Raw genomic sequence first — 25,403 nt, 5'->3', positions numbered from 1 at the left:
GACTGCTTAAGAATACTCTTTGGCATAAAAATCGGAAACAAAACCATGTTCATTCAGACCGAAGCGACACCAAACCCGGCAACCCTGAAGTTTTTGCCTGGCCGCGTAGTATTGCCGGAAGGCACACGCGATTTCCGCTCGGCAGAAGAAGCCGCTATCTCGCCGTTGGCTGAGAAGCTTTTCTCTATTCCAGGTGTTGTTGGCATCTTCTTTGGACATGACTTTATCACCGTCACCAAGGATGAGACTGACTGGCAGCATATGCGCCCGGCCATTCTCGGTGCGATCATGGAAAACTTTATGGCCAACACCCCAATCCTCAAAGGTGAGGAAACCGGTGACGGCGACATTGGAGAAGAGTTCTTCGACGCAGAAGACGAAGAAACTGTAACCATGATCAAAGAGCTCCTCGAAACCCGTGTGCGCCCTGCTGTTGCTCAGGACGGTGGCGACATAACATTCCGGGGATATCGTGAGGGTATCGTTTATTTGAGCATGCGCGGCGCGTGTGCGGGTTGCCCATCCTCAACAGCAACATTGAGCCATGGCATTCAGAACCTCATGCGGCATTTCATCCCAGAAGTTCAAGAAGTTAGACAAATGTAGTTTTTGCTAATGTAATTCTTCTGAAACGGGGCAGCACCAGCTGCCCTTTTTATTGCAAGGCCTAAAAATACTCCGGGTGTTAAACGAATTGGTTGCTCGACAATCAGCTGCCCTAACGATAAGCCGAACTTATGAAGTTGCTTGCTATTGATACCGCACTAAGTACCTGTGCTGCCGCCGTTTTAACTGATGACGGCGGAACATCGGATATTGTCTCCCAATGCGAAGATCTCGGCCGGGGCCATGCCGAGCGCATCATGGGCATGGTTGCGAGTGTCATGACGGACTCCTCGACCACCTTCAACTCGCTGGACCGAATTGTCGTCAATGTTGGCCCTGGCAGTTTTACCGGTTTGCGTGTCGGCCTCTCCATCGCCCGCGGCTTTGGGCTGGTGCTTGAAAAGCCGGTGGTCTCCGTAACAACACTGGCCGCAATTGCACACGAAGCTCTGGACGCTGCTCCTGTCAGAAAACCAATTCTGGTGGTTCTCGATGCGCGTCGTGATGAAGTGTACTGTCAGAATTTCGATGAAACCGGCGCCCCAATCGGCGAAGCCCGTGTTTCAACCGTAAAAGATCTTGCTCACTCGCTGGACGGCGAAACAATCCTCGCAGGCTCTGCTGCGCAGGCTGTTGCCAATGCAGCCGGGATTGATAAGTCCCGCGTTTGCAACGATGCAGCCGCTGCATCGATTGACTACATCGCCAAGCTCGGTAAAGGTGCTAAGCGTCAGGACAAAGCGCCGATGCCACTTTATCTGCGTGCCCCTGACGCTGTTCCGGGTGAGAAAGGAAAGGTTCGTCGTCAATGAAGTCCTGGTGGACATCAGAAAAGCCTCCGGTAATCGAGCGCGCTGAGAAAGACGACCTGCCTAAACTGGCGAAACTTCATGCCGAGTGCTTCAAGCAAAACTGGGGCACAGCAGAACTCACCACAATCTTCGAGCAGAAGGGAGTTTTCTTCCTCTCTGCCCGCACATCCGGCGTAACTGGCAAAACCGATCTGGGGTTTGTCGTCATTCGCTCGATTGCTGGTGAAGCGGAAGTTTTGACCATTGCAGTGTCTCCCAAACAACAAAACAAGGGAATAGGGCGAAAACTTATGGAAGCTGCCATCTTCCAGCTCTACTCTGATCGTACCGAAGCACTGTTCTTGGAAGTGGACGACACCAACGATTCCGCGCTGAAACTCTATAAAAAACTGGGTTTCAAGCAGGTTGGAGAAAGAAAAGCATACTATGCGGCTAGCGAAGGCAGTGGAACAGCGCTTGTTATGCGTTGCGATCTCCTTTAAGCGACACTACGCATGTGAGACGAGGCTTTTAGCTCACGCTCAAAGCGCGCTACAGTGAAACTGGTTCTTTTCTCTCACAGTTTTGGGAGCTAGGATACCGAAGCAGACTGATATTGTGGTGCCTGCGTGATTTTGAGGAATATGGGGCAAATGACGGCAGAAGAAAAAATGACGCTGATTGAAATGTGTGCTCACAAAGGCATGCGAATGACAGAACAGCGCCGCGTGATTGCTGATGTAATTCAGTCTGCTGAAGATCACCCTGATGTGGAGGAGCTTTACAGAAGAGCTTCCCAGATCGATCCAAAGATCTCCATCTCAACTGTTTACCGCACAGTGAAGCTTTTCGAAGACTCCGGCATCATCGAACGTCATGATTTCCGCGACGGGCGCTCCAGATACGAAACCGTCTCTGATGAGCACCACGATCACCTGATCGACCTGCGCTCTGGCGATGTGATCGAATTCCGCAGCGAAGAAATCGAAAAGATGCAGGAAGAAGTCGCGCGCAAGCTGGGCTTTAAACTGGTTGATCACCGTCTGGAGCTCTACGGCATTCCGATAGACGAAAAATAGAGGCCGAGCATGGCAACTGTCAGAGCAGTTTGCATAATCGCCGCACTAACGATCGTTACGCTGGCCCTCATTCCCCCTCAGTGGGTTGCAATGAAGCTAGGCTGGCCGGTCCAGCGGCAATTTCCTCTGCTCTGGCATAAAGCAGCCTCCCGCCTGATAGGTCTGCGTGTCCACCAACATGGACAAATGGCGTCCGAACGCCCTCTTCTCGTCACCGCCAATCACTGTTCCTGGTTGGATATCGTGGTTCTGGGCTGTACGAAACCCCTCAGTTTTATCGCAAAATCTGAAGTTGCTGGTTGGCCGATCTTTGGCCTCTTCGCCAAGCTCCAGCGGACCGTTTTTGTTAATCGTCAACGAAGATCCGACACGGGCCGTGTAGCGAAGGAAGTTGCTAAGCGCATGGCGCAGGGCGATGCCATGGTGTTGTTTGCGGAAGGAACCTCCAGCAACGGCAACGAGGTGCTGCCTTTCCGCTCCGCGCTCGTGGGAGCCGTTCACCACGCAATGAATGTGGGAGATGAGGAGGTTGCTTATGTGCAGCCGCTTTCCATCGCCTATACGCGCCTGCAGGGCATGCCAATGGGCCGCTTCTGGCGTGCCCATGTTGCCTGGTACGGAGACATGGAACTCGCAGGGCATCTCTGGTCTGTCATCAAAGAAGGCGGACTGGACGTTGATTTGACGTGGGGTACGCCTGTCCCAATCGAAAAAGCGACTAATCGCAAGCGCTTAACGCGTGATTTGGAGGAGCAGGTCAGAGGAATGACCATTGAAGCATTGCAGGGAAATCTTCCCAAACAGCAAGAGCAGGTCCAAGCCTGATCAAGTCTAGGCTTCTCTTTCTGTGAAAAACAGAGTAAAGCTCTCCAAAATTCTGAAAATGACGAGCTGGCGCTGCTGATGAAAAGAGCAGATGCGCTCGAGTTGCCGGGCATTGCAAGAAGAAGATAACCCGGCTGCAGATCCACTCGAGGATTTAATGGATAACCTAGTAGACCACGAAAACCAGAGCCAATCCGACAACGCAACGGAGGCGCTCGAGAAAACCGAAGCGACCCGTAAGGTCTTCATCAAGACCTATGGCTGTCAGATGAACGTCTACGATTCCGATCGTATGAACGATGCCCTGAGCAACGATGGCTACGAAAAAACTGAAAATCCGGACGATGCGGATCTGGTTATCCTGAACACCTGCCACATTCGCGAGAAAGCGGCAGAAAAGGTATACTCCGAACTTGGCCGTATCCGTAAGCTCAAAGAAGAGAAAGCCAAAGACGGCAAACAGATGATGGTGTCTGTAGCTGGCTGTGTGGCACAGGCCGAAGGCGCGGAAATCTCCCGCCGTGCGCCTGTTGTGGACCTCGTTGTAGGCCCGCAGTCCTACCACCGCCTTCCAGAGCTTCTCACACGTGCCTCCAATGGCTCAAAGGTCGTTGAGACTGAGTTTGACATTCAGGACAAGTTCAAGCACCTCGCAACGCCTTCTAAAGAAGCTGTCCGTAAGCGTGGCGTTACTGCGTTCGTAACCGTTCAGGAAGGCTGCGATAAGTTCTGCACCTTCTGCGTGGTGCCTTACACCCGCGGTGCTGAGGTGTCCCGTAAGGTAGAACAGATCGTCATGGAAACCGAGCGTCTGGCAGCTGCTGGTGTTCGCGAAGTGACACTGCTCGGCCAGAACGTCAACGCGTGGCATGGCGAAGGCCCGGATGGCCGCGAATGGGGCCTCGGCGAACTCCTGTTCCGTCTTGCGAAAATCGATGGTATCGAGCGCCTGCGCTACACCACATCCCACCCACGGGATATGGAAGACAGCCTGATTGCTGCTCACCGTGACCTCGACATTCTGATGCCTTACCTGCATCTGCCAGTTCAGTCTGGTTCTGATGCAATTCTGAAGGCTATGAACCGCAAGCACACTCGCGATGACTACTTCCGTCTGATCGACCGCATTCGTGAAGCGCGTGACGATATCGCCCTTTCCGGTGACTTCATCGTTGGTTTCCCAGGTGAAACTGATCAGGACCACAAAGACACATTGGACCTGATCCGCCGTGTCACCTACGGTTCTGCATTCTCCTTCAAATACAGCCCGCGCCCAGGCACACCGGGTGCCACATTGGAAGAGCAGATCGACGAGCAAGTGAAGTCTGAACGCCTTGCAGAGCTGCAGGAACTGCTCAGCACGCAGCAAAAAGACTTCAATGCGTCATTGATTGGCAAAACAATTGATGTACTGTTTGAAAAGGAAGGCCGCAGAGAAGGCCAGCTTGCAGGTCGTTCACCTTGGCTCCAGCCTGTTCATGTAAATGCACCTCTGGACCTGTATGGTGAAATCAGATCAGTAGAAATTGTCGCTGCCAGTGCAAATAGTCTGGAAGGTCGCCTTGTTTAAGTGCATGATGCTCCCAGATTCTCGCGTAAAGGCGAACGGAGGCATTATTTGAAGGGCAAAGCCCAGACAACGTCCGCTTCAAGGACGGCCATGCGCCCCATTGCGGCATCTGATATGATGCATGTGGTGTTGGCATTCGAAGACAACAGACTGGTAAGTGATCTGTTCGGTCAGTTTGACCAGAACCTGGCGCTGATTGAGCAGCGTCTGGGTGTTGAAGCGATCGCTCACGGCAATCAGGTCACCATTCGTGGCAACAAAACCTCCACAGAGCAAGCCAAGCTTGCTCTGGAGTCGCTGTATACGCGGCTTCAGGGTGGTCACGATATCACACCCGGCGATGTAGATGGAGCGATCCGTCTGGCAGAAGTGGCTGAAGCTCAGCTTTCTCTGCCAACGATGGAACCAAAATCCCGCATGGCATTTGCGCAGATTGCAACACGTCGTAAGACGCTGGTTGCCAGAACCGTTGCGCAGGATGCCTACATCCGGGCAATGGACCGTTCTGATCTGACCTTTGGTGTAGGACCAGCCGGTACAGGTAAAACCTTCCTCGCCGTTGCCTATGCAGCAGCGTTGCTAGAACGTGGTGAAATCGACCGCATGATCCTGTCTCGCCCTGCTGTTGAAGCTGGCGAACGCCTCGGCTTCCTGCCGGGTGATATGAAGGATAAGGTCGATCCATACCTGCGTCCGCTTTACGACGGCCTCAATGAAATGATGGCGCCGGAAAAGCTGGAGCGTGGCCTCGAAAGCGGCATGATTGAAGTGGCGCCCCTCGCATTCATGCGCGGTCGTACGCTCTCAAACGCAATCGTCATTCTTGATGAAGCGCAGAACACCACATCCATGCAGATGAAGATGTTCCTGACGCGCTTGGGTGAGAACTCCAAGATGATCGTGACCGGTGACCCGAGCCAGGTCGATTTGCCTCCGGGCCAGATGTCTGGCCTGCGTGAAGCATTGAAGATCCTCAGCGGTGTCGAAGGCATCTCGCGCGTAGACTTCACAGAGAGTGATGTTGTGCGTCACGAACTAGTGGCCCGCATCGTAGGTGCATACGACAACGAGAGCCGTCGCCGCTTGGAAGCCAAAGAACGCAGACAGGCTGAAGAAGCTGCAGCCAAAGAAAACGAAGAGCAAGGCTCCAAAGAATGACAACGGCTTGCCCGGTACACATCGACCTGCTGATTGAAGCAGGTGATTGGGAAAGTGAAGAAACACTGGAAGCGGTTGCCGAAAAGGCAATCGCCGCCGCTTTCGCAACAAGTGACCTCTCTGTAATAGAAAACACAGAAGTCTCCCTCGTCTTCACCGATGATGCTCATATTCAGGAACTGAATAAGATGTGGCGTCAGAAGGATAAACCGACGAACGTCTTGTCGTTTCCAGGAGATGATAGCGAAGAGCCACCATTCGGCCCGCTATTAGGTGATATTATTATTGCAAATGAGACGGTAAAGCGCGAAGCTGTAGAGCTTGGGATTCCATTCGAACACCATTTAATTCATCTTATTGTTCATGGAACCCTTCATCTTTTTGGATATGATCACCAGATAGATGAGGAAGCGGAGGAAATGGAAGCGGAAGAACGCCTGATTTTGGCGAGCTTACAAATCCCTGATCCATACAAAGATGCGCCACTATCGGCAGATAAATGATACCCCGGCACTCACAATGAATGCAGGGAACAACGAGAGAGAGATGAACCCGGAACCTCGAAGTACAGAAGGTGCAAGCACCTCCGTTCAGGCTGAAACTGCAGAGCCTGCAAGTAGTACCGGCACAGCCGTCGCCGAAGATACCTCTGAGCCACAAGCGATCAGGCCTGGTGTGTGGACCAGGCTGAAATCAAAACTGAATCCGTTTAGAGGTTTCCGCAAAAGCGCGGCCGTTTCATTGCGCGAAGACCTGGAAGATGAGCTCGCCCGTGACAGCGAAGGCGCTGATGCTGCCTTCACGAAGGAAGAGCGCGAGCTACTGACCAACATCCTCCAACTGCGCGAATCTCGTGTTGAAGATGTCATGATCCCGCGTGCAGACATTGAGGCCGTGGAAGACACCACCACAATCGGTGAAGTGATGGCCCTGTTCAAGGCCTCCGGTCACTCCCGTATGCCGGTTTATCATGACAACCTGGATGACCCTCGAGGCATGGTCCACATCAAGGACCTTATGTCCTACTTCGTTGAGCTGGCTGTAAAAGCCAAGAAATCTGAAGTTCCGCTGACCCTGGTGAAACCAGAGAAGAATGCCTCGGAAAAGACAGCAGAAGAAAAGTCTCTGCTGGATCTGTCCTGCGTTGACCTGTCGACACCGCTCAACGTCACCGGTTTGATCCGCCCATTGCACTTCGTTCCACCGTCCATGTCTTCTTCTGATCTGATGAAGAAGATGCAGGTCACCCGCGTCCAGATGGCACTGGTGATTGACGAGTATGGCGGAACAGACGGTCTCGTGTCCCTTGAGGATATCGTTGAGACCGTGGTTGGCGATATTGAAGACGAGCATGATAAGGACGAAGAAGAACTTATCATGAATGTCAGCCCCGGCGTTTGGGTGGTTGATCCTCGAATTGATTTGGAAGATCTTCAGGAAGAGCTTGGAGCAGACTTCAAACTCGGCGAAGAGCAGACGGAAGAAGTGGACACCCTTGGTGGTCTCCTGTTCTCCATTCTGGATCGGGTGCCGGTCCGTGGCGAGCTGATCATCGACAGGAGCCTTCCGGCCTTTGAATTCGAAGTGATTGATGCGGACCTGCGTCGTATCAAGCGTCTGCGTATTTCCAAACGGAGAACAGACCAGCGTGTTGCGGTTCAAAGAATTCGTCCGCGTCGGCCTGAAGCTGCAGAATAAGCATCGTATTGCTGATTTTATAATTTTGATTTTCGGGAGTGGGGAATGGTCTCTGCCATTGGTAACCCTCGAACTCTGATAAACAGTATTCGGGAATTATCAGGGTGGAGACGCGGATTACTGGCCTTCGTGGCCGGTTTGGTTTCAGCCTTTGCATTCCCTCCCTACGGCGCGTTTCCAGTTCTCTGGGTGACGCTACCGCTTCTGATCTTCCTTCTCGATGGTGCCAAGGAACACGCAGCTGAACGCCGAAAATCCCGCTTTGCGGCCTTCTTCCGCACGGCTTGGGCGTTCTTCTTTGGGTTCTTCCTGATCGGATTGTTCTGGATCGCAGAAGCTTTCCTCGTCGACGCCAAAAGCTACGGCTGGATGATCCCGTTCGCTCTGGTCATCCTGCCCGGTGGTCTGGCTCTAATCCCTGCCATCGTTATTGGCACTGCGTCCCTGTTTTGGACGAGTGGGACCTCCCGCATTCTGGTGTTTGTGGTTGCCCTTGCGCTCTCCAATTGGCTGCGCGGACACATACTGACAGGCTTTCCATGGAACGTCTGGGGCTATGCATTTGCCGATAACCTGATGCTGATGCAAAGCTTCTCCGCGCTCGGTATTTACGGTGTTGGCTTCCTCGTTCTCCTCGTCTTTTCCATGCCTGTGGTCCTGTTCGATCAAGGGCGCAAAGCTGCTGCTGTCTATATCTCTGCGTGTGCGGTTGTGTGGGCTGGCGTGGTTGTATACGGAACGAATAGGTTGCAGGCCCCGCAACAGTCGGTTGAGGGGCTTCGGGTGCTTGTAGTACAACCCAATGTACCTCAGGCGGACAAGTGGAAGCCCGAAAACCGACAAAGGCTACTCCCCCTCTATCTGCAACAGACACAGCAGGCTCTGGCAGAGATGGAGCAGGTTGGAGAGACACTGATCTTCTGGCCTGAATCGGCTTTCCCATTCCTTCTGGATGAGCAGCCAGGGGCTCTGGAGGCCATCGGAGCCACACTTCCCCAAAATACTATGTTGATTACGGGTGGTATTCGCAGAGAACTCTCAGGGAACCAGAATCGCTTTTTTAACAGTACTTTTGTTGTATCAGACGAAGGTGCACTCATAGATATCTATGACAAAGTGCGGCTTGTTCCCTTCGGAGAATATTTGCCGATGCGCTGGCTTTTGCAATCCATTGGTGTGGAGCGTCTGGTTCCTGCGCCAGCAGACTTCACAGCGGCAGCTCGGCACAAGAAAATAGATTTAAAAAATTCATTTAGTTTCCAGCCTCTGATTTGTTATGAGGCGATCTTCCCGCAAACGGTCCTCCCGGAATCCGAGCGGCCTAACTTGCTCGTAAATCTAACAAATGACGGATGGTTTGGCGAAACAGCCGGTCCGTATCAGCATTTGGCGCAGGCAAGAATTCGAGCAGTTGAACAAGGCGTGCCGTTAGTGCGAGCTGCAAATACTGGTATTTCCAGCCTAGTAGATTCCAATGGTAGAATACTCGCAGAAGTTGTTCTAAATAAAAAAGGTAGTTTCAGTAGTGAATTGCCTGAAATACTAAGGCCCACGCTTTACGTGAGGGTGGGTGATTCAATTTTTTGGGGAATTATTCTAGTAGTTGTTAGTCTCCTATTGGTGATGGAGAAATTATTACCTACCCGTAGAGATTGACGAATGCACGCAAATGTCGTCATCTAATACACGTAAAGGTTTTCACCATGATCGTCAGATCTGGCCTCAAAAAAACCTTATGGGCCTGCCACCGATGCCTCTGTGAGAGGTTGTTTTGGCAACTGTCGAAATGCAGGTTTGATGAATTGCGTTCTTGCGAGAGTCGCTGCATTGCGCTCCCGTTTAAATAAAAACCCACGGTAAGGCACCGTAAAAAACCAAAGAAGAGGGCCTTTGATAATGCCCAGCAAAAAAGCACCAAACCCTATCGATGTTCACGTCGGCAGCAGAGTACGCTTGCGCCGCATGATGCTTGGCATGAGTCAGGAAAAACTTGGCGAGAGCCTTGGCATTACATTCCAGCAGATCCAGAAGTACGAAAAAGGGACAAACCGGATTGGTGCAAGCCGCTTGCAGCACATTGCGACCATTCTGAAAGTGCCTGTCGCCTTTTTCTTTGAAGATGCACCGGGTACCCCGGATGAAACCCCAGGCGTTGGTGATAACCCACAAACCACCTACGTTGTCGACTTTTTGTCATCTTCTGATGGTTTAGCTCTCAACAAGGCTTTCGTTCGCATTGAAAACCCGAAAGTCCGGAAAAAGGTTGTAGAGCTCGTGAAGAGTATTGCTGGGGATGAAGATTAAGTTTGTGATCCGTAAATTTTCGCAATTCTCTGGCAATTTTGATCTAAATCTCTTGACGTAATCGACATTCCTTGTTTGATGTAAAACCAGAAGCGACGGATATGCCGTCGCTTCAATTATATATTTCTTCCCAGAAGGACGTTTGCCAATGGCTCGTCAGAACTACGTGTTCACGTCGGAATCGGTTTCAGAAGGCCATCCCGACAAAGTCTGCGATCGCGTTTCAGATACGATCGTAGACGCATTTCTAAAGGAAATGCCAGAAGCCCGCGTGGCTTGTGAAACGCTTGCAACAACGAACAAACTCGTTATCGCAGGTGAAACCCGCGGCCCGGCCACTCTCACGAAAGAGTATTTGGCTCACATCGCCCGCCTTGCTGTAAAGGATATCGGGTATGAGCAAGCCGGCTTTAACTGGAAAGACCTCGACATTCAGGTTCTTTTGCATGGCCAGTCCGCAGATATTGCTCAGGGCGTAGACGCCTCCAGCTCTAAGGACGAAGGCGCCGGCGATCAGGGCATCATGTTCGGTTACGCATGCCGCGAAACAGAAGAACTGATGCCAGCTCCGATCTTGTACTCTCACAAGATCCTGCGTTTGCTGGCAGATGCACGCAAATCCGGCAATGAGCCAATGCTCGGCCCGGACGCGAAGAGCCAGGTTTCCATCCGTTATGAAGATGGCAAACCAGTAGAGGCAACATCCATCGTGCTATCCACTCAGCATCTGGATGAAACCATGACATCTGACGATGTGCGTGCTGTTGTTGAGCCTTACATCCGCGCAGCTCTGCCGCGGGACTGGGTGACCAACAACACCATCTGGCACATCAACCCAACCGGTAAGTTCGTAATCGGTGGTCCTGATGGCGACTGTGGTCTCACAGGCCGTAAGATCATCGTGGACACCTACGGCGGTGCTGCCCCACACGGTGGCGGTGCGTTCTCCGGTAAGGATCCAACCAAGGTTGACCGCTCCGCAGCCTACGCTGCACGCTACCTCGCGAAAAACGTTGTGGCTGCTGATCTGGCTGACAAATGTACCATTCAGCTGTCCTACGCGATTGGTATTGCTGAGCCACAGTCCGTGTTCGTGAACCTGCATGGCACAGGCCGTGTTGAAAGCGAGCGCGTTGAAGCTGCGATCCGCGAAGTCATGAGCTTGACCCCGCGCGGCATCCGCGAGCACCTTAGCTTGAACAAGCCAATCTACGCACGTACAGCAGCCTACGGCCACTTCGGTCGCGAAGCTGAAATGGACGGCGGTTTCTCCTGGGAGAAAATCGACCTTGTCCATAACCTGCGTGATGCTGTAGAGAAAGCCTACGCTTAACCTCTAACGCTAGAGAATAAACAACTGGCCGGGGCAACCTCCGGCCAGTTTGTATTTATGAGAACGATGGTAGATCACTACAAAGGCTCCTTTTTCGGCCGACGCGTCGGAAAGCCAGCAAGTCCGCGACAGTCGCAACTGCTTGAGGAGGTCCTGCCAACAGTGGCATTGGACCTGACACAGACGCCTCCTGAAAACTTGGCGGATCTGTTCCCCGTGCCAGTCAAAAGCGTTTGTCTGGAGATCGGGTTTGGTGGTTCCGAGCACCTCATTCACCGCGCCAGAGAAAATCCTGAGATCGGCTTCATCGGGTGCGAACCGTTCAGTTCCGGCATCATCAAGGCTGTCACCAGCATCGAAGCGCATGGCCTCAAGAACATCCGTCTTTATGATGACGATGCTGGCAAACTGCTCGACTGGCTCCCAGCTGCGTCTCTGGACATGGCCTACCAGCTCTATCCGGATCCATGGCCAAAGAAGAAGCACTGGAAGCGCCGCTTCGTAAACCAGATCAACCTGACGCGCATCGCGCGGGCGTTGAAGCCGGGATGCGAATATCGATTTGCCAGTGACATCGACACCTACGTGGACTGGACCCTGTCGCATTGCCGCAAGCACCCTGCCTTTGAATGGAGTGCTCAGTGTGCTGCCGATTGGCGCACCCCGTGGCACAATTGGCCGGGAACACGTTATGAGCGCAAGGCACATCGTGAAGGCAGAATTGGCCGTTACCTGACATTTTTACGAGTTGAAGAGACGAAAACCTAAAAGCATCTTGCTTTTGTCTGCTCTCATCTTTGATTTTCTGTTGCATACAGTGGTCAAATGACTATATTGCAGAGCAAGAGTTCTCTATCGGCTCAGTTAAGAGCATTGAGGAGTGGGCCCCGAAAGGACCCGCTCTTTTTTATTAGCTAAGTCGGTATTGATGCCTGACTGTCGAAAATCAGGTATCCGAAAATAACTGCCAAAGACACAAAGTATGTCTTTGCATTAAGACGATAGGTACCAAGTGGACGAAACCGATCCCCGGATTGTAAAGGAAAAGGGTCTTGAGGCCCGCGTAGCTGAAATTGTCGAGCCGGTCATTGTTGACCTGGGCTATCGGCTGGTGCGCATCCGTGTAAACGGAAACAATGGCTGCACCCTTCAAATCATGGCAGAGCGCCCGGACGGGACGATGGCTGTTGAAGATTGTGAAGAAATCAGCCACGCAGTTTCCCCGGCGCTGGACGTGGACGATCCAATCTCCGGTGCCTATCATCTCGAAATTTCATCTCCAGGTATCGACCGCCCGCTCGTACGCGCTGGCGACTTCGAACGCTGGGCCGGACATGTTGTGAAAATCGAAATGTCTGTGCCGCAAGCTGGGCGTAAGAGATATCGTGGACACATCATCGGTGTGGAAGAGGGAAATGCTGTCATCAGAATGACCGACGTACAGGAAGGTCAGGACGAAGCAGCGCGTCTTCCGCTGGATGAGATCGGGTCAGCTGTATTGGTTCTGACCGATGAACTGATTGATGCGGCTCTAAAAGCCGACAAAGCCGCAAAAGCAGCCCGTGGGGAGCCTACGGACGACGACAGTTACCTCAATCACTGATTAGCTGTTTGTGTTGCGCAAGGGGTATGGGCGGTTCCGGTTTTAAGAGAGCCACCCTTTTGATTTTGATGTTCCTGCTGGTGTGAAGAAAGCAGGGCGTGGAAGGAGTTGACGAGGAATGGCTATCAGCGCAAACCGTTTGGAGCTGCTGCAGATCGCTGATGCGGTTGCCCGCGAAAAGTCGATCGACCGTAGCATCGTGATTGCTGCTCTTGAGGATGCAATCCAAAAAGCCGCTCGCTCCCGTTATGGCACCGAGACTGAAGTTCGTGCCGAGATTAATCCGAAAACCGGTGAAATCCGCCTCCAGCGTTTGCTGCAGGTTGTTGAGGTTGTCGAAAACATCTCCACCGAGATTGCTCTGGTTGATGCGCAGGAGCGCAACCCGGACGCAACCATCGGCGATTTCATGGCAGATCCACTGCCACCGCTGGACTTCGGTCGTATCGCTGCTCAGTCCGCGAAGCAGGTTATCGTGCAGAAAGTGCGCGAAGCAGAGCGTGACCAGCAGTACGATGAGTTTAAAGACCGCATCGGTGAAGTACTCAACGCAGTTGTTAAGCGCGTTGAATACGGCAACGTTGTTGTCGACACCGGCAAAGGCGAAGCTATCGTTCGTCGCGACGAGCTGATCCCACGCGAAATCTTCCGCAATGGCGATCGCATTCGCGCACTGATCTTCGACGTACGCCGCGAACAGCGCGGTCCGCAGGTGTTCCTGTCCCGTACACACCCACAGTTCATGGCTAAACTGTTCGCGCAGGAAGTGCCGGAAATCTACGACGGTGTTATCGAGATCAAAGCAGTTGCTCGTGATCCTGGCTCCCGCGCTAAGATCGCTGTTCTATCCAACGATGGTTCCATTGATCCAGTTGGCGCATGTGTTGGTATGCGTGGTTCCCGTGTTCAGGCAGTTGTTGGCGAACTTCAGGGCGAAAAAATCGACATCATTCCTTGGAATGACGATGCTGCGACCTTCATCGTGAACGCACTGCAGCCTGCTGAAGTTGCTAAGGTTGTTCTCGACGAAGACTCCGAGCGTATCGAAGTTGTTGTTCCTAACGATCAGCTGTCTCTGGCAATCGGTCGTCGTGGCCAGAACGTGCGTCTGGCATCTCAGCTCACCGGCTGGGGCATCGACATCATGACCGAGGCTGAAGAGTCCGAGCGTCGTCAGAAAGAATTCCAGATCCGTTCCGATCTCTTCCAGAATACCCTGAATGTTGACGAGATGGTTTCTCAGCTTCTCGCATCAGAAGGCTTTACTTCTGTAGAAGAAGTCGCGTACGTTGACATCGACGAAATCTCGTCCATTGAAGGCTTCGACGAAGAAACAGCCGACGAAATCCAAGCTCGTGCACGTGAGTACCTGGAAGAACAGGAAGCTAAACTCGCAGAAGAGCGTCGTCAGCTTGGCGTTTCCGAAGAGCTGGTTCAGGTCCCTGGTCTTACATCCGCGATGCTGGTCGCACTGGGTAAAGACGAAATCAAAACCATGGAAGACCTTGCAGGTTGTGCAGCTGACGATCTCGTCGGTTGGACAGAGCGCAAGGATAAAGAAACCATTCGCGTGGAAGGTACTCTGAGCGGTTTTGATCTGTCTCGCGCTGATGCGGAAGCGATCGTCATGTCCGCCCGCGTCGCTGCTGGCTGGATCTCTCCGGAAGACCTCGTTGAGGTTTCCGAGGAAGAGCTGGAAGTCGAAGAAGGCGAATTTGAAGGCGACGAAGAATCCTTCGAAGCTGAAACAATTGACGAGACTGCGGTTGACGCAGACGAGGAATTGGCGCAAGAGAGCGGTGCAGAAGACGCAAAAGGCGAGCAGTCCTCTGAATAATCTGTAGCCGCTTGACTGCAGAAAAAAGTTTTATACGGGGGTGTGTTGAAATTGCAGCAGAAGTCTGCAGATTTCTACATCCCCGTAACTGAATGAAAAATAACAACAATAGTTGGGTTGGGAAAACGAAGTGCCGAGAAAAAATGAGCCGACAGAACGTACCTGCGCTGTAACGCGTGAAGTTCTACCGGTGACAGAGCTTCTCAGATTCGTTATGGCTCCTGACAAAACTGTTGTAGTTGATGTGAAAGGCACCCTCCCGGGACGTGGGGTTTGGGTGACCGCAAAGAAGTCTGTCTTGCAGGAAGCGATTAAAAAGCGCGCTTTCTCGAGAGGCTTTAAGGAGCAGGTTAACGCTGAAGAAGGTTTGGCCGACCACACTGACGAACTGCTGGAGCAGGCAGCTCTGGGCGCACTGTCCATGAGCCGAAAAGCTGGCAACCTGATTGTCGGCTATTCAAAAGTCGAGGCTTCTCTCAAGAAGGAGAGTGTTCTTGCTCTGGTGCACGCCACTGATGCCTCTGAAGATGGTGTGCGTAAGTTGGCGGCCGTAGCCGCTTCTAGATTTGGCAAGGTGGATCGTCTCAGCGTGATCCGCCTGTTTACCTCGGATCAGATGAGTACGCATCTGGATCGGGAAAACGTTATACATGCTGTACTGCTGGCCGGCGAGGCGGGCAGAAACTTCGTGAAGCACGCGCAACGCCTTGCGCAATTCCGGGATGTTTCTGCTGGGGCTGACGACGACGGTACAAAGGGTGCAGTGACGCAGGACTGAAGGCAATATGAGCGATACCAAAAACAACCACGACAATCCCGCCGGCGGGGAAAAGAAAACGCTGGGCCTCAAACGCGGAGGCAGTGTTGAGAAGGGCACTGTTAAGCAGAGCTTCTCCCACGGCCGCTCCAAGGCAGTCGTCGTGGAAAAGAAGAAGCGCCGTGTAGTTGTACCGGGCCAGGAAGGTTCCGCTGCATCTGCAACTCCTGCTTCTCCTGCGGCCTCCACAAGTCGCACTGAAAAGCGTCCAGCTCAGGATCGCGGTCCTCAGCAGGCACGTCGCGGTGCTGGCGATGCTCAGAAGCGTGGTGAAGCTGCTGGTCGCGGTGGCAACCGAAACAACAACCAGCGTGGCGGTCAGCGTCGTGGCGGCAATGGCGGCCAGGGCGGTGGTGCAGTCCTCAAAACCTTGACCAAGGGCGAAGCAGACGCACGTCTCGCAGCGCTGAAAATGGCGAAGGTACGTGAGGTCGAAGACCAGAAGCGTCGCGTTGAAGAAGCTAAGCGTCAGGAAGAACTGGCACGTCAGCGCGCAATTGAAGCTGAAAAGCAGCGCGTAGAAAACGAAGCTCGTGCAAAGCGCGAAGCTGAAGAAGCTGCAGTGCGTGCAAAAGCTGAAGCAGAAGCGAAAGCAAAGGCTGAAGCGGAAGCAAAGGCAAAAGCTGCTGAAGCTCCAAAACCAGCTCAGCGTGAAGAGCGTCCAGCTCGCGGTGATCGTCCACAGCGCTCCGGCGACCGTGGTGATCGTCCTCAGCGTTCTGGTGACCGTCCGCATCGCAGTGGCGATCGTGGCCCTCGCCCTCAGGGTGAGCGCGGCCCTCGTCCAGGCGGTGATCGTGGTCCTCGCCCAGCTGGCGATCGTGGTCCTCGCCCGCAGGGTGATCGTGGTCCGCGTCCAGGTGGTGATCGTGGTCCTCGTCCAGGTGGCGACCGTGGCCGTCCACCAATGCGTGATGGCAAGCCTCCACGTCTCGACGGTCCACGTCCAGGCGCTCGTCCAGGCGGTGCTCGCCCAGGCGCTGCTCCTGCTCCAGCTGAGAGCATGGAGACTGGTAAAGCAAACACCAAGAAGATGGCTCTGAAGCCGGTAACCCGGAACAAGAAGCCAGAGGCTCCTAGCAAACCTAACCGTGGCGCAGGCGACGATCGTCGTAAGTCAAAACTGACAATCACCCGCGCAACCGGTGACAACGAGGGTCGCAGCCGTTCACTGGCTTCCATGCGCCGTCGTCGTGAGAAGGAAAAGCGTCAGGGTCAGCAGAAGGTCGTTCGCGAGAAGGTAGCACGTGAAGTAACACTGCCTGAAGCGATCACCATTCAGGAACTCGCACAGCGTATGTCTGAGCGTGCGGTTGACGTGATCAAACTGCTCATGAAGCAGGGCCAGATGATGAAGATCAACGACATCATCGACGCCGATACTGCGGAACTGATCGCAGAGGAAATGGGCCACACCGTTAAGCGTGTTTCTGAGGCGGATGTTGAAGAGGGTCTCTTCACCATTGAAGACGATGAAGCAGCACTGGTAAGCCGTCCTCCGGTTGTGACCATCATGGGTCACGTTGACCACGGTAAAACCTCGCTTCTCGATGCTCTGCGTAAGGCAAACGTTGCTTCTGGCGAAGCTGGCGGCATTACACAGCACATCGGTGCATATCAGGTTGAACAGGATGGCCAGAAGGTCACCTTCATCGATACACCGGGTCACGCCGCATTTACTCAGATGCGTGCACGTGGTGCCAAGTCCACCGACGTAGTCATCCTCGTGGTTGCTGCGGACGATGGTGTGATGCCACAGACCAAAGAAGCTATTCAGCACGCAAAAGCTGCTGAAGTGCCGATTATTGTTGCAATCAACAAAATGGATAAGCCAGGTGCTGATCCATCCCGTGTTCGCAATGACTTGCTCCGTGAGGAAATGGTCGTTGAATCCATGGGCGGTGACGTGATCGACGTTGAGGTTTCTGCAAAAGAAGGCACCAACCTGGATAAGCTGATCGAAATGATCCTGCTTCAGGCTGAAGTTCTTGAGCTGAAAGCGAACCCGAACCGCGCTGCTGAAGGTACAGTGATCGAAGCCAAGCTCGACAAGGGTCGTGGTCCGGTTGCAACCGTTCTGGTTCAGAAGGGTACACTGAAGGTTGGTGACATTGTCATCGCTGGTTCCGAATGGGGCCGCGTCCGTGCAATGCTCGACGAGAACGGCAAGCAGGTTAAGGAAGCTGGTCCTTCCAAGCCGGTTGAAGTTCTTGGCTTCCAGTCCACACCATCCGCTGGTGACATGGTTGCAGTCGTAGAAAACGAAGGTCGCGCTCGCGAGATCTCCGAATATCGTCATCGTCAGAAGCGCGACAAGCTTGCAGCACGTATTGCTGGCTCTCGTGGTTCTCTGGAAGCGATGATGAAGGGCTTGCAAGAAGAAGGCAAAAAAGAATTCCCGCTCATCATCAAGTCCGATGTGCAGGGTTCTGCCGAAGCAATCCAGGGTGCTCTGGAAGAACTGGGCAACGACGAAGTCGGTGCACGTGTTGTTGCAGCATCCGTAGGCGGTATCACCGAGAGCGATATCACTCTGGCGATTGCCTCCAAAGCTCCGATCATGGCGTTCAACGTTCGTGCAAACAAACAGGCTCAGGAAGCTGCACGTCGCGAAGGCGTAGAAATCCGCTACTACAGCGTGATCTACGATCTCATCGACGATGTGAAGTCCACCATGTCTGGCATGCTTGCTCCAGAGCGTCGCGAAACCTTCCTCGGCTACGCAGACATCAAAGAAATCTTCAACATCACCAAAATTGGTCGTGTTGCAGGTTGTCTGGTCACCGAAGGTGTGGTTCAGCGCGGTGCACAGGTTCGCTTGCTGCGTGACAACGTTGTTGTTCACGAAGGCGAGCTGGGCACACTGAAACGCTTCAAGGACGAAGTTAAAGAAGTTGAGTCCGGCGTTGAGTGCGGCATGAACTTCACCAACTACAAGGATATGCGCGTCGGTGACGTCATCGAGTGCTTCCAGGTAGAAGAGATTGCTCGCTCTCTCTGATAAGAGCTGAGTTCAATCTAAAAGCATTCAGTAGCGCCGGCGGGGTCAACTCCGTCGGCGCTCTGCTGTTACAAGAGCGAGTGACTGCAAGCGGCATGAAGGCGATCAGCGCGATGCAGTGCAACTCTGAAATAAAAAGAGAAAACAATGGCAAAAGCACGCGATGAATTTGCAGGCCAGCCGTCACAGCGCCAGTTGCGTGTAGGTGAGCTTGTCCGCAAAGAACTCTCAGACATCCTGACACGCGGTCAGGTAAGTGACCCGGATCTGGATGGTGTGATCATCACCGTTCCTGAAGTGCGCATGTCACCAGACCTGCGTTGGGCAGACGTTCTCGTCATGCCAATGGGTGGTCGCGATGTAGAGGTCGTTCTTGAAGCCCTCAAGCGCAACGCAAAATACCTGCGTGGCCAGGTCGCTCGCCGTGTCACCATGAAGTACACCTGCGACCTCCGCTTCGTTGCAGACACCCGTTTCGACGATGACGATCTCATCACCCGTCTGCTGCATGAGCCTAGCATCCGCAAAGACTTTGCTGATGGCGGCATTGATGACGAAGACGATCAGGGTGAAGACGACCGCGATTAATCGCAGTCGTTCCCGCACAGATTTTACGAATAAGAGCTGAGAAGTATGGCGCGCAGACAGCAGCGACGTAGACCCCGTTTCCCGGTAAACGGATGGCTTGTTCTGGACAAACCTCTGAACCTGACTTCCAACGACGCGTTGGGCCAGCTGAAGAGAATTTTCCATCCTGAAAAGGTTGGACACGCAGGAACCCTTGACCCGCTCGCAACTGGCTGCCTGCCGATTGCCTTCGGTGAGGCGACCAAAACCGTTCCTTACATCATGGACGGCCGCAAGGTGTACCGCTTCGAGGTCACTTGGGGCACGCAGACCACCTCTGACGATGCTGAGGGTGAACCGGTCAAAACCTCTGATGTCCGCCCGACACAGGACGAGATCCTCGCGATCCTGCCTGAGTTCCGTGGCCGGATTGAACAGGTTCCACCAATCTTCTCCGCTATCAAAGTCGACGGCAACCGCGCCTATGATCTGGCGCGTGATGGCGAAGACGTGAAGCTGGAAGCCCGCGTAATCGAAGTTCACCGGCTGGATCTCGTCGAGTGCATCGATGAAAACCGTGCGGTGTTCGAAGCGGAATGCGGCAAGGGTACCTATGTGCGCTCACTGGCCCGCGATCTAGGCGAGCGTCTCGGCACGTGCGGCTACGTGACTGACCTGCGCCGCCTGCTGGTTGGACCTTTCGGCGAAGAGCAGATGGTCACGCTGGATGAGCTGCGTGCAGCGAAAGAAGCGATGATGGTAGAGGTGGAAGAAGGCGAAGAGCCTCCTGTCCTCAACCCGCTCGAAAACGCTGAGCTGATTGGCTACATCAAGCCGGTTGAAACCGCCCTGCACCAGTTTGCTGAAGTGCGCATCACCGGCGATGCTGCTGCAAAAGTGAAGCGCGGCAACCCAGTTCTGCTGCGCGGCGCGGATGCGCCGATTGGCCCGGAAGAGATCTATGTGGTCTCAGGCGGCAAATTGATCGCGTTTGGCGAAGTCTCCAAAGGCGAGTTCAAGCCGAAGCGGGTTTTCAACCTTTAAGCTCGGTGCTTGATGGTTATGCCCGCAATTACAACAGAATATGACGGGTGATTGCGGGAAATTTTCCGTAATCACTGGCCGAAATCAGAAAATAACTCTCATTGGGTCTCTGGCTGCAACCATCTCAAGATTCTTCTGGTTTTTTGAGAGTTTTTCAGTCATAGTCCCGCCGCTGGGAAGCAGACGCTTGCCCGGCCAACATGTGTTGGCCTGACCCTGCTAGACGACATCTTGGCACGGCCCGAGTTCAGCACATGGCTCTGTAAGAGAGCACATTCAATAAGATGCAGCTTCGGCTGCCATTAGATAAGGAAAAATCGATGTCGATTACGCCTGAAAAAAAAGCAGAACTGATCAAGGAATTCGCTGTCAAAGAAGGCGACACCGGATCTCCAGAAGTACAGGTTGCTATCCTGACTCACCGCATCACTGTTCTGACTGAGCACTTCAAGGGTCACAAGAAAGACAACCACTCCCGTCGTGGTCTTCTGAAAATGGTTTCTCAGCGTCGTAAGCTGCTTGACTACGTCAAGGGCAAAGACGTTGCTCGTTACCAGTCCCTGATTGAGCGTCTGGGCATTCGTCGCTAAGACGAAGAATTTGAAGCGCGGCAGCGAAAGCTCGCCGCGTTTTGCTTACTCCCTCTTATTTCCGAGGTATCTCTGGAAAATGCGGGAGGTATAGTCTGGCGGGGGAAGGCCTCTTCCGGAATTTATGCAGGCGAATGGAGACCTGGCAGGATTGCCAGAAGCTCGCAGCGCACCTCCGAAAAGTGAAAACCGGTTTTCGGATAAAGCACGCGCAACAAACAAAGAGCTTCTTGCTGTCTTGCCTGCAATCGTTCGACCTGAAAAGGCATCGCGCCCTTGATACTCAAGGAGTTCGTGCGCGCATTGCCGGCAAATGACAGCCTCGAGCTTGATGACGACCATCAGGCACTGAGGCGAACGTTAGGATAAAGATATGTTTGATATACATCGCGTGGAAGTAGATTGGGGCGGACGTCCGCTCATCCTTGAAACCGGCAAGGTAGCCCGTCAGGCAGACGGCGCAGTCATCGCAACTTACGGCGAGACTAAAGTTCTTGCGACTGTTGTGTCTGCAAAAGACGCAAAGCCAGGTCAGGATTTCTTCCCACTCACCGTAAATTATCAGGAAAAGGCATACGCTGCTGGCCGCATTCCAGGTGGCTTCTTCAAGCGCGAAGGCCGTCCGTCCGAGCACGAGACCCTGACTTCCCGTCTGATTGACCGTCCGATCCGTCCGCTGTTCGTAGATGGCTACAAGAACGAAACTCAGGTTGTTCTGACCGTTCTGTCTCACGATCTGGAAAACGCTCCAGACGTTGTTGCAATGGTTGGCGCTTCTGCTGCTCTTACCATCTCCGGCGTTCCATTCATGGGCCCAATCGGTGGTGCACGTGTTGGCTACATCAACGGCGAATACGTTCTGAACCCAACAGTTGACCAGATGGAAGAAACCAATCTGGATCTGGTTGTTGCAGGTACCAACGACGCTGTTCTGATGGTTGAGTCCGAAGCTCAGGAACTCTCCGAAGAAGTAATGCTCGGCGCTGTGATGTTCGGTCACAAAGGCTTCCAGCCTGTTATCGACGCAATCATTCAGCTGGCTGAAAAAGCTGCGAAAGAGCCTCGTGAACTGAACCTGCCTGATCATTCCGACCTGTTCGGCAAAGTTCAGGAACTGGCAAACGAAGAGCTGGGCGCTGCTTACTCCATCACCGCGAAAACCGAGCGTAAAAACGCTGTTGACGCTGTGAAAGCGAAAGTTGTTGAAGCTCTCGTAACTGGTGAAGAAGGCGCTCCTGAAGCGAACGTCATCTCCGACCTGTTCAAAAAGGCTGAAGCTGCAATCGTTCGTGGCCGCATTCTGGACACCGGTTCCCGTATCGACGGTCGTGACCTGTCTACAGTTCGCTCCATCGTTTCTGAAGTTGGCATGCTTCCACGTGCACACGGTTCTTCCCTGTTCACCCGTGGTGAAACTCAGGCAATGGTTGTTGCAACACTGGGTACTGGTGAAGATGAGCAGTTCATCGACCTGCTGGAAGGCACCAAAAAAGCAACCTTCATGCTGCACTACAACTTCCCTCCATACTCTGTAGGTGAAGCTGGTCGCATGGGTTCCCCAGGACGTCGTGAAATCGGTCACGGTAAACTGGCATGGCGCGCTGTTAACCCAATGCTGCCTGCACACCATGACTTCCCATATACCGTTCGCGTTGTATCCGAAATCACCGAGTCCAACGGTTCCTCCTCCATGGCGTCCGTATGTGGTGCATCCCTGTCCCTGATGGACGCTGGTGTGCCTCTTAAAGCGCCTGTAGCTGGTATCGCGATGGGCCTCATCAAGGAAGGCGAGCGCTTCGCAGTTCTCTCCGACATCCTTGGCGACGAAGACCACCTCGGCGACATGGACTTTAAAGTAGCTGGTTCCGAAAACGGCATCACCGCGCTGCAGATGGACATCAAGATCGACGGTATCACCGAAGAGATCATGAAAGTCGCTCTGGAGCAGGCTAAAGGTGGCCGCGTTCACATCCTCGGCGAAATGGCGAAAGCAATCACCGAAGCTCGCTCCGAGCTCGGCGAACACGCTCCTCGCATCGAAGTCATCAAGATCCCAGTAGACAAGATCCGTGAAGTGATCGGTTCTGGTGGTAAGGTGATCCGTGAGATCGTTGAGAAGACCGGCGCGAAAGTGAACATCGAAGACGACGGCACCGTTAAGGTGGCCTCCTCCGATGGTAAAGCAATTAAAGCTGCTCTGAACTGGATCAACTCCATCGCTGCTGAGCCAGAAGTTGGCGTAATCTACGAAGGTACCGTTGTTAAGACTGTAGACTTCGGCGCATTCGTAAACTTCTTCGGCGCACGTGACGGTCTGGTTCACATCTCCCAGCTGGCTCCACGCAAAGTCGCAAAAGTGACCGATGTGATCAAAGAAGGCGACAAAGTCTTCGTTAAGCTGATGGGCTTCGATGAGCGCGGTAAAGTTCGTCTCTCCATGAAGGTTGTTGACCAGGAAACCGGTCAGGAAATCCCTCGTGAAGAGAAAAAAGACGAAAAGAAAGAAGAGAAAGCAAAGGACTAATCCCTAGCTTCTCGACTTAAGTTAAGAAGACCGGCTCAGAAATGGGCCGGTCTTTTTTTGTTTCATCGAAAGCCGGAAATGGTTTTGGAATAAGGATGCGGGGGCATACCGAAGAGCCCATTGCTGACGACGGACACTCAAATGAGATAGTACTTTCTGGAATGCCTATTTGAGAACGGACTTGCGATAGCCGTCTGGTGTTTTTCCGATCATCCGCCCGAACATAGCGATGAAGGATGAGGCACTGCCATAACCCAGTTGATCAGCGATGCTTTGCACGGAACCTCCAGCTTCCAGCATTGGCATCGCCTTGAGTACGCGCAACCTTTGCTTCCATTCTGCAAAGGGGATCCCAAGATCACGCTTGCACCTACGGATCAGCGTGCGCTCCGATGTATCATGGAGCCGGGCAAGTTCCGCTAATGACCGATTGTCATGCGGATTATCTTGTAGATGTTGAAGCACCTTCCCCAGTATGGGATCTGTCGTTGAGGGCAGAAAAGAACCAACCTGCTGTCCTTCTGCAAACTGATCAACCACGACCTGCAAAAACCGAAGATGCGCAGGATTGGACGGGCACGTGCCTTCCTTCTCCCTCAAATACTCCAGCATGGTCCGAAGCATCGGGTTGACCTCGAGAGCTGTGGTCCGCTGGGGGAGAGGTCCGCAAAGGTCAAGGGAAACATAGAGGGAGCAATGCACGGCAGCCTGCTTGTTCAATCCTTGATGTTCCACGTCTGGCGGCAACCATACGGCATATTGTGGCGGAGCAAGGAAGTGACCATCCTTGAGGTTGATTTCCATTACACCACTATAAGAATAAACCAGTTCACCCCATGGGTGGCTATGACGTGGGTAATTCGCATTCTTTGGCATCTGCGCCGACCGGAAATAAAGCGGCTGTGGCAAGTGCTCTCGAAACGGAACGTCATGTATGTGAGAGACTTCCCCGGATCTATCTGTCAGATTTTCTACAGCAACTGTCATTTAATCAATATATACTGATCAAATGACAAAAGCTATTGTCCTTGCGCACAACAAGGAGAATGGTTTTGGATCACCGCAAGCCACTTGATATTACAGCTATCGGCTTGATGGTCGGCATTTGCACGATCTGGGCCATGCAACAAATTGGCCTCAAAGCGACTGAGTCTTATGCCTCTTCTGTGTTTCAGATCGGCATTCGCTCAGGGCTAGCTGCCGCTTGTGTATATACTTTGACCGCGTTTCGGCAAAAGCGCCCCCTCTTATCGGGAGGAACTGCATTGCTCGGAGCTCTGGCCGGACTTCTTTTCGCCCTTGAGTTCCTTCTTATAGGGAAAGCGCTTGAATACAGCACCGCATCTCACGTGGTTGTTTTCCTTTACACAGCTCCAGTGTTTGCCGCTTTGGGGCTTCATCTGAAACTCTCAACCGAGCGTCTTTCCGCCCTTCAATGGGGCGGTATTTTCGTGGCCGTCATCGGCATTGCTTATGCCTTCCTCACTCCGGGGGCGAATCAATCCGGCACACCAGCTGCTGCCTCTATGCTTTTAGGGGATACGCTGGCTCTATTGGCCGCAGTTCTTTGGGGAGCGACAACCGTTTTGATCCGAACAACACGCCTCAGTGAGTTGTACGCTACCCACGTTCTGTTCTATCAACTCGCGATTACCGCGATCATTCTGATTACGATCGCGGCGTTTACCGGTCAGGCTGGGGTCATCCCGTCAGCGCCACTTTTCTGGAACCTTGCCTTCCAGAGTGTAATTGTTGCATTCGCAAGTTTCCTGTGCTGGTTTTGGATGTTGACACGTTACAAGGCCACACAATTAGGTGTGTTTTCGTTCCTGACCCCTCTGATCGGGGTCATCCTTGGCTACTTCCTTTTAGGAGACGCTCTGACGACTGGGTTTCTGATCGGGTCCGCAGGGGTGCTGATCGGTATCATCATTGTCAGTGCCAGCCCTTGGATCGAACGAAGCCTTCGCACTTACCGTACCCCCCGAAAGGATCAGGAAATCACCACATGAAAGCCCATATCATTGTGGCCTTCTGAGCTGCTGCGCAGGCAGAG

At 53.2% G+C, this 25,403-nt stretch carries 23 protein-coding genes; 22 read left to right on the top strand and 1 reads right to left on the bottom strand.

What is annotated here, in order from left to right; all coding sequences use genetic code 11:
* Positions 1 to 45: 45 nt before the first annotated feature.
* The 21 genes from AC3CB2_RS10290 (at position 46) to pnp (ending at position 23,347) form a co-directional block, all read left to right on the top strand.
* A complete protein-coding gene (locus AC3CB2_RS10290; protein ID WP_008548596.1) occupies positions 46 to 606 on the top strand; it encodes a NifU family protein in 561 nt (186 codons plus the stop codon).
* 131 nt (positions 607 to 737) lie between these two features.
* Positions 738 to 1,418, top strand: coding sequence for a tRNA (adenosine(37)-N6)-threonylcarbamoyltransferase complex dimerization subunit type 1 TsaB (gene tsaB / locus AC3CB2_RS10285; protein ID WP_054782891.1), 681 nt, complete (start codon positions 738 to 740; stop codon positions 1,416 to 1,418).
* The gene (rimI, locus tag AC3CB2_RS10280) at positions 1,415 to 1,900 is read left to right on the top strand and encodes a ribosomal protein S18-alanine N-acetyltransferase (RefSeq protein WP_014283414.1); all 486 of its coding nucleotides are present in this window, start codon (positions 1,415 to 1,417) and stop codon (positions 1,898 to 1,900) included. The genes tsaB and rimI overlap by 4 nt, the downstream gene beginning before the upstream one ends.
* 150 nt (positions 1,901 to 2,050) lie before the next feature.
* A complete protein-coding gene (locus tag AC3CB2_RS10275; protein WP_008548754.1) occupies positions 2,051 to 2,476 on the top strand; it encodes a Fur family transcriptional regulator in 426 nt (141 codons plus the stop codon).
* 9 nt (positions 2,477 to 2,485) lie between these two features.
* A complete protein-coding gene (gene olsA / locus AC3CB2_RS10270; protein ID WP_352932439.1) occupies positions 2,486 to 3,301 on the top strand; it encodes a lyso-ornithine lipid O-acyltransferase in 816 nt (271 codons plus the stop codon).
* A gap of 157 nt (positions 3,302 to 3,458) precedes the next feature.
* Complete coding sequence (miaB, locus tag AC3CB2_RS10265) at positions 3,459 to 4,871, top strand: tRNA (N6-isopentenyl adenosine(37)-C2)-methylthiotransferase MiaB (RefSeq protein WP_008548367.1); 1,413 nt, start codon at positions 3,459 to 3,461, stop codon at positions 4,869 to 4,871.
* 48 nt (positions 4,872 to 4,919) lie between these two features.
* The gene (locus AC3CB2_RS10260; RefSeq protein ID WP_425328941.1) at positions 4,920 to 6,029 is read left to right on the top strand and encodes a PhoH family protein; all 1,110 of its coding nucleotides are present in this window, start codon (positions 4,920 to 4,922) and stop codon (positions 6,027 to 6,029) included.
* Positions 6,026 to 6,532 carry an rRNA maturation RNase YbeY gene (gene ybeY, locus AC3CB2_RS10255; RefSeq protein ID WP_352932443.1) on the top strand — a complete coding sequence of 169 codons (507 nt, stop codon included), beginning with the start codon at positions 6,026 to 6,028 and terminating at the stop codon, positions 6,530 to 6,532. The genes AC3CB2_RS10260 and ybeY overlap by 4 nt, the downstream gene beginning before the upstream one ends.
* 43 nt (positions 6,533 to 6,575) lie before the next feature.
* The gene (locus tag AC3CB2_RS10250) at positions 6,576 to 7,727 is read left to right on the top strand and encodes a hemolysin family protein (protein WP_143111096.1); all 1,152 of its coding nucleotides are present in this window, start codon (positions 6,576 to 6,578) and stop codon (positions 7,725 to 7,727) included.
* Positions 7,728 to 7,772: 45 nt separating this feature from the next.
* Complete coding sequence (gene lnt, locus AC3CB2_RS10245; protein WP_352932445.1) at positions 7,773 to 9,383, top strand: apolipoprotein N-acyltransferase; 1,611 nt, start codon at positions 7,773 to 7,775, stop codon at positions 9,381 to 9,383.
* Between the two features lie 237 nt (positions 9,384 to 9,620).
* Positions 9,621 to 10,031, top strand: a complete 411-nt coding sequence (locus AC3CB2_RS10240) for a helix-turn-helix domain-containing protein (protein WP_037036478.1) — start codon at positions 9,621 to 9,623, stop codon at positions 10,029 to 10,031.
* A 148-nt stretch (positions 10,032 to 10,179) separates the two neighbouring features.
* A complete protein-coding gene (metK, locus tag AC3CB2_RS10235) occupies positions 10,180 to 11,364 on the top strand; it encodes a methionine adenosyltransferase (protein ID WP_014283422.1) in 1,185 nt (394 codons plus the stop codon).
* Between the two features lie 66 nt (positions 11,365 to 11,430).
* On the top strand, positions 11,431 to 12,132 hold the full coding sequence (gene trmB / locus AC3CB2_RS10230) for a tRNA (guanosine(46)-N7)-methyltransferase TrmB (RefSeq protein WP_037036356.1): 702 nt from the start codon (positions 11,431 to 11,433) through the stop codon (positions 12,130 to 12,132).
* Between the two features lie 244 nt (positions 12,133 to 12,376).
* Positions 12,377 to 12,967 carry a ribosome maturation factor RimP gene (gene rimP, locus AC3CB2_RS10225; RefSeq protein ID WP_014283424.1) on the top strand — a complete coding sequence of 197 codons (591 nt, stop codon included), beginning with the start codon at positions 12,377 to 12,379 and terminating at the stop codon, positions 12,965 to 12,967.
* A 118-nt stretch (positions 12,968 to 13,085) separates the two neighbouring features.
* On the top strand, positions 13,086 to 14,804 hold the full coding sequence (gene nusA / locus AC3CB2_RS10220; RefSeq protein ID WP_008548691.1) for a transcription termination factor NusA: 1,719 nt from the start codon (positions 13,086 to 13,088) through the stop codon (positions 14,802 to 14,804).
* A gap of 130 nt (positions 14,805 to 14,934) precedes the next feature.
* Positions 14,935 to 15,582: an RNA-binding protein gene (locus tag AC3CB2_RS10215; protein ID WP_083416921.1), complete on the top strand. Its 648-nt coding sequence runs from the start codon at positions 14,935 to 14,937 to the stop codon at positions 15,580 to 15,582.
* Positions 15,583 to 15,589: 7 nt separating this feature from the next.
* Positions 15,590 to 18,622 carry a translation initiation factor IF-2 gene (gene infB, locus AC3CB2_RS10210; protein WP_352932449.1) on the top strand — a complete coding sequence of 1,011 codons (3,033 nt, stop codon included), beginning with the start codon at positions 15,590 to 15,592 and terminating at the stop codon, positions 18,620 to 18,622.
* Between the two features lie 147 nt (positions 18,623 to 18,769).
* Complete coding sequence (gene rbfA / locus AC3CB2_RS10205) at positions 18,770 to 19,210, top strand: 30S ribosome-binding factor RbfA (protein WP_352932451.1); 441 nt, start codon at positions 18,770 to 18,772, stop codon at positions 19,208 to 19,210.
* Positions 19,211 to 19,255: 45 nt separating this feature from the next.
* The gene (gene truB / locus AC3CB2_RS10200) at positions 19,256 to 20,233 is read left to right on the top strand and encodes a tRNA pseudouridine(55) synthase TruB (RefSeq protein ID WP_352932453.1); all 978 of its coding nucleotides are present in this window, start codon (positions 19,256 to 19,258) and stop codon (positions 20,231 to 20,233) included.
* 320 nt (positions 20,234 to 20,553) lie between these two features.
* Positions 20,554 to 20,823 carry a 30S ribosomal protein S15 gene (rpsO, locus tag AC3CB2_RS10195; protein ID WP_008548711.1) on the top strand — a complete coding sequence of 90 codons (270 nt, stop codon included), beginning with the start codon at positions 20,554 to 20,556 and terminating at the stop codon, positions 20,821 to 20,823.
* 373 nt (positions 20,824 to 21,196) lie between these two features.
* Positions 21,197 to 23,347 carry a polyribonucleotide nucleotidyltransferase gene (gene pnp, locus AC3CB2_RS10190; RefSeq protein WP_014283428.1) on the top strand — a complete coding sequence of 717 codons (2,151 nt, stop codon included), beginning with the start codon at positions 21,197 to 21,199 and terminating at the stop codon, positions 23,345 to 23,347.
* Positions 23,348 to 23,512: 165 nt separating this feature from the next.
* Here the strand turns inward: pnp and AC3CB2_RS10185 are convergent, their stop codons facing one another.
* Positions 23,513 to 24,223 carry an AraC family transcriptional regulator gene (locus tag AC3CB2_RS10185; RefSeq protein ID WP_352932456.1) on the bottom strand — a complete coding sequence of 237 codons (711 nt, stop codon included), beginning with the start codon at positions 24,221 to 24,223 and terminating at the stop codon, positions 23,513 to 23,515.
* Between the two features lie 170 nt (positions 24,224 to 24,393).
* Between AC3CB2_RS10185 and AC3CB2_RS10180 the strand changes: the two genes are divergently transcribed.
* Positions 24,394 to 25,359: a DMT family transporter gene (locus AC3CB2_RS10180; RefSeq protein ID WP_352932458.1), complete on the top strand. Its 966-nt coding sequence runs from the start codon at positions 24,394 to 24,396 to the stop codon at positions 25,357 to 25,359.
* The last annotated feature ends 44 nt before the right edge of the window (positions 25,360 to 25,403 follow it).

Source organism: Pseudovibrio sp. SCP20, assembly GCF_057774105.1.
This window is presented reverse-complemented; position numbering and strand designations above follow the sequence as displayed.

Coding starts and splice junctions, on each gene's coding strand:
- AC3CB2_RS10290 (WP_008548596.1), top strand. CDS start 46: ATGTTCATTCAGACCGAAGCGACACCAAACCCGGCAACCCTGAAGTTT.
- tsaB (WP_054782891.1), top strand. CDS start 738: ATGAAGTTGCTTGCTATTGATACCGCACTAAGTACCTGTGCTGCCGCC.
- rimI (WP_014283414.1), top strand. CDS start 1,415: ATGAAGTCCTGGTGGACATCAGAAAAGCCTCCGGTAATCGAGCGCGCT.
- AC3CB2_RS10275 (WP_008548754.1), top strand. CDS start 2,051: ATGACGGCAGAAGAAAAAATGACGCTGATTGAAATGTGTGCTCACAAA.
- olsA (WP_352932439.1), top strand. CDS start 2,486: ATGGCAACTGTCAGAGCAGTTTGCATAATCGCCGCACTAACGATCGTT.
- miaB (WP_008548367.1), top strand. CDS start 3,459: ATGGATAACCTAGTAGACCACGAAAACCAGAGCCAATCCGACAACGCA.
- ybeY (WP_352932443.1), top strand. CDS start 6,026: ATGACAACGGCTTGCCCGGTACACATCGACCTGCTGATTGAAGCAGGT.
- AC3CB2_RS10250 (WP_143111096.1), top strand. CDS start 6,576: ATGAACCCGGAACCTCGAAGTACAGAAGGTGCAAGCACCTCCGTTCAG.
- lnt (WP_352932445.1), top strand. CDS start 7,773: ATGGTCTCTGCCATTGGTAACCCTCGAACTCTGATAAACAGTATTCGG.
- metK (WP_014283422.1), top strand. CDS start 10,180: ATGGCTCGTCAGAACTACGTGTTCACGTCGGAATCGGTTTCAGAAGGC.
- trmB (WP_037036356.1), top strand. CDS start 11,431: ATGGTAGATCACTACAAAGGCTCCTTTTTCGGCCGACGCGTCGGAAAG.
- nusA (WP_008548691.1), top strand. CDS start 13,086: ATGGCTATCAGCGCAAACCGTTTGGAGCTGCTGCAGATCGCTGATGCG.
- infB (WP_352932449.1), top strand. CDS start 15,590: ATGAGCGATACCAAAAACAACCACGACAATCCCGCCGGCGGGGAAAAG.
- rbfA (WP_352932451.1), top strand. CDS start 18,770: ATGGCAAAAGCACGCGATGAATTTGCAGGCCAGCCGTCACAGCGCCAG.
- truB (WP_352932453.1), top strand. CDS start 19,256: ATGGCGCGCAGACAGCAGCGACGTAGACCCCGTTTCCCGGTAAACGGA.
- rpsO (WP_008548711.1), top strand. CDS start 20,554: ATGTCGATTACGCCTGAAAAAAAAGCAGAACTGATCAAGGAATTCGCT.
- pnp (WP_014283428.1), top strand. CDS start 21,197: ATGTTTGATATACATCGCGTGGAAGTAGATTGGGGCGGACGTCCGCTC.
- AC3CB2_RS10185 (WP_352932456.1), bottom strand. CDS start 24,223: ATGCCAAAGAATGCGAATTACCCACGTCATAGCCACCCATGGGGTGAA.
- AC3CB2_RS10180 (WP_352932458.1), top strand. CDS start 24,394: ATGGTTTTGGATCACCGCAAGCCACTTGATATTACAGCTATCGGCTTG.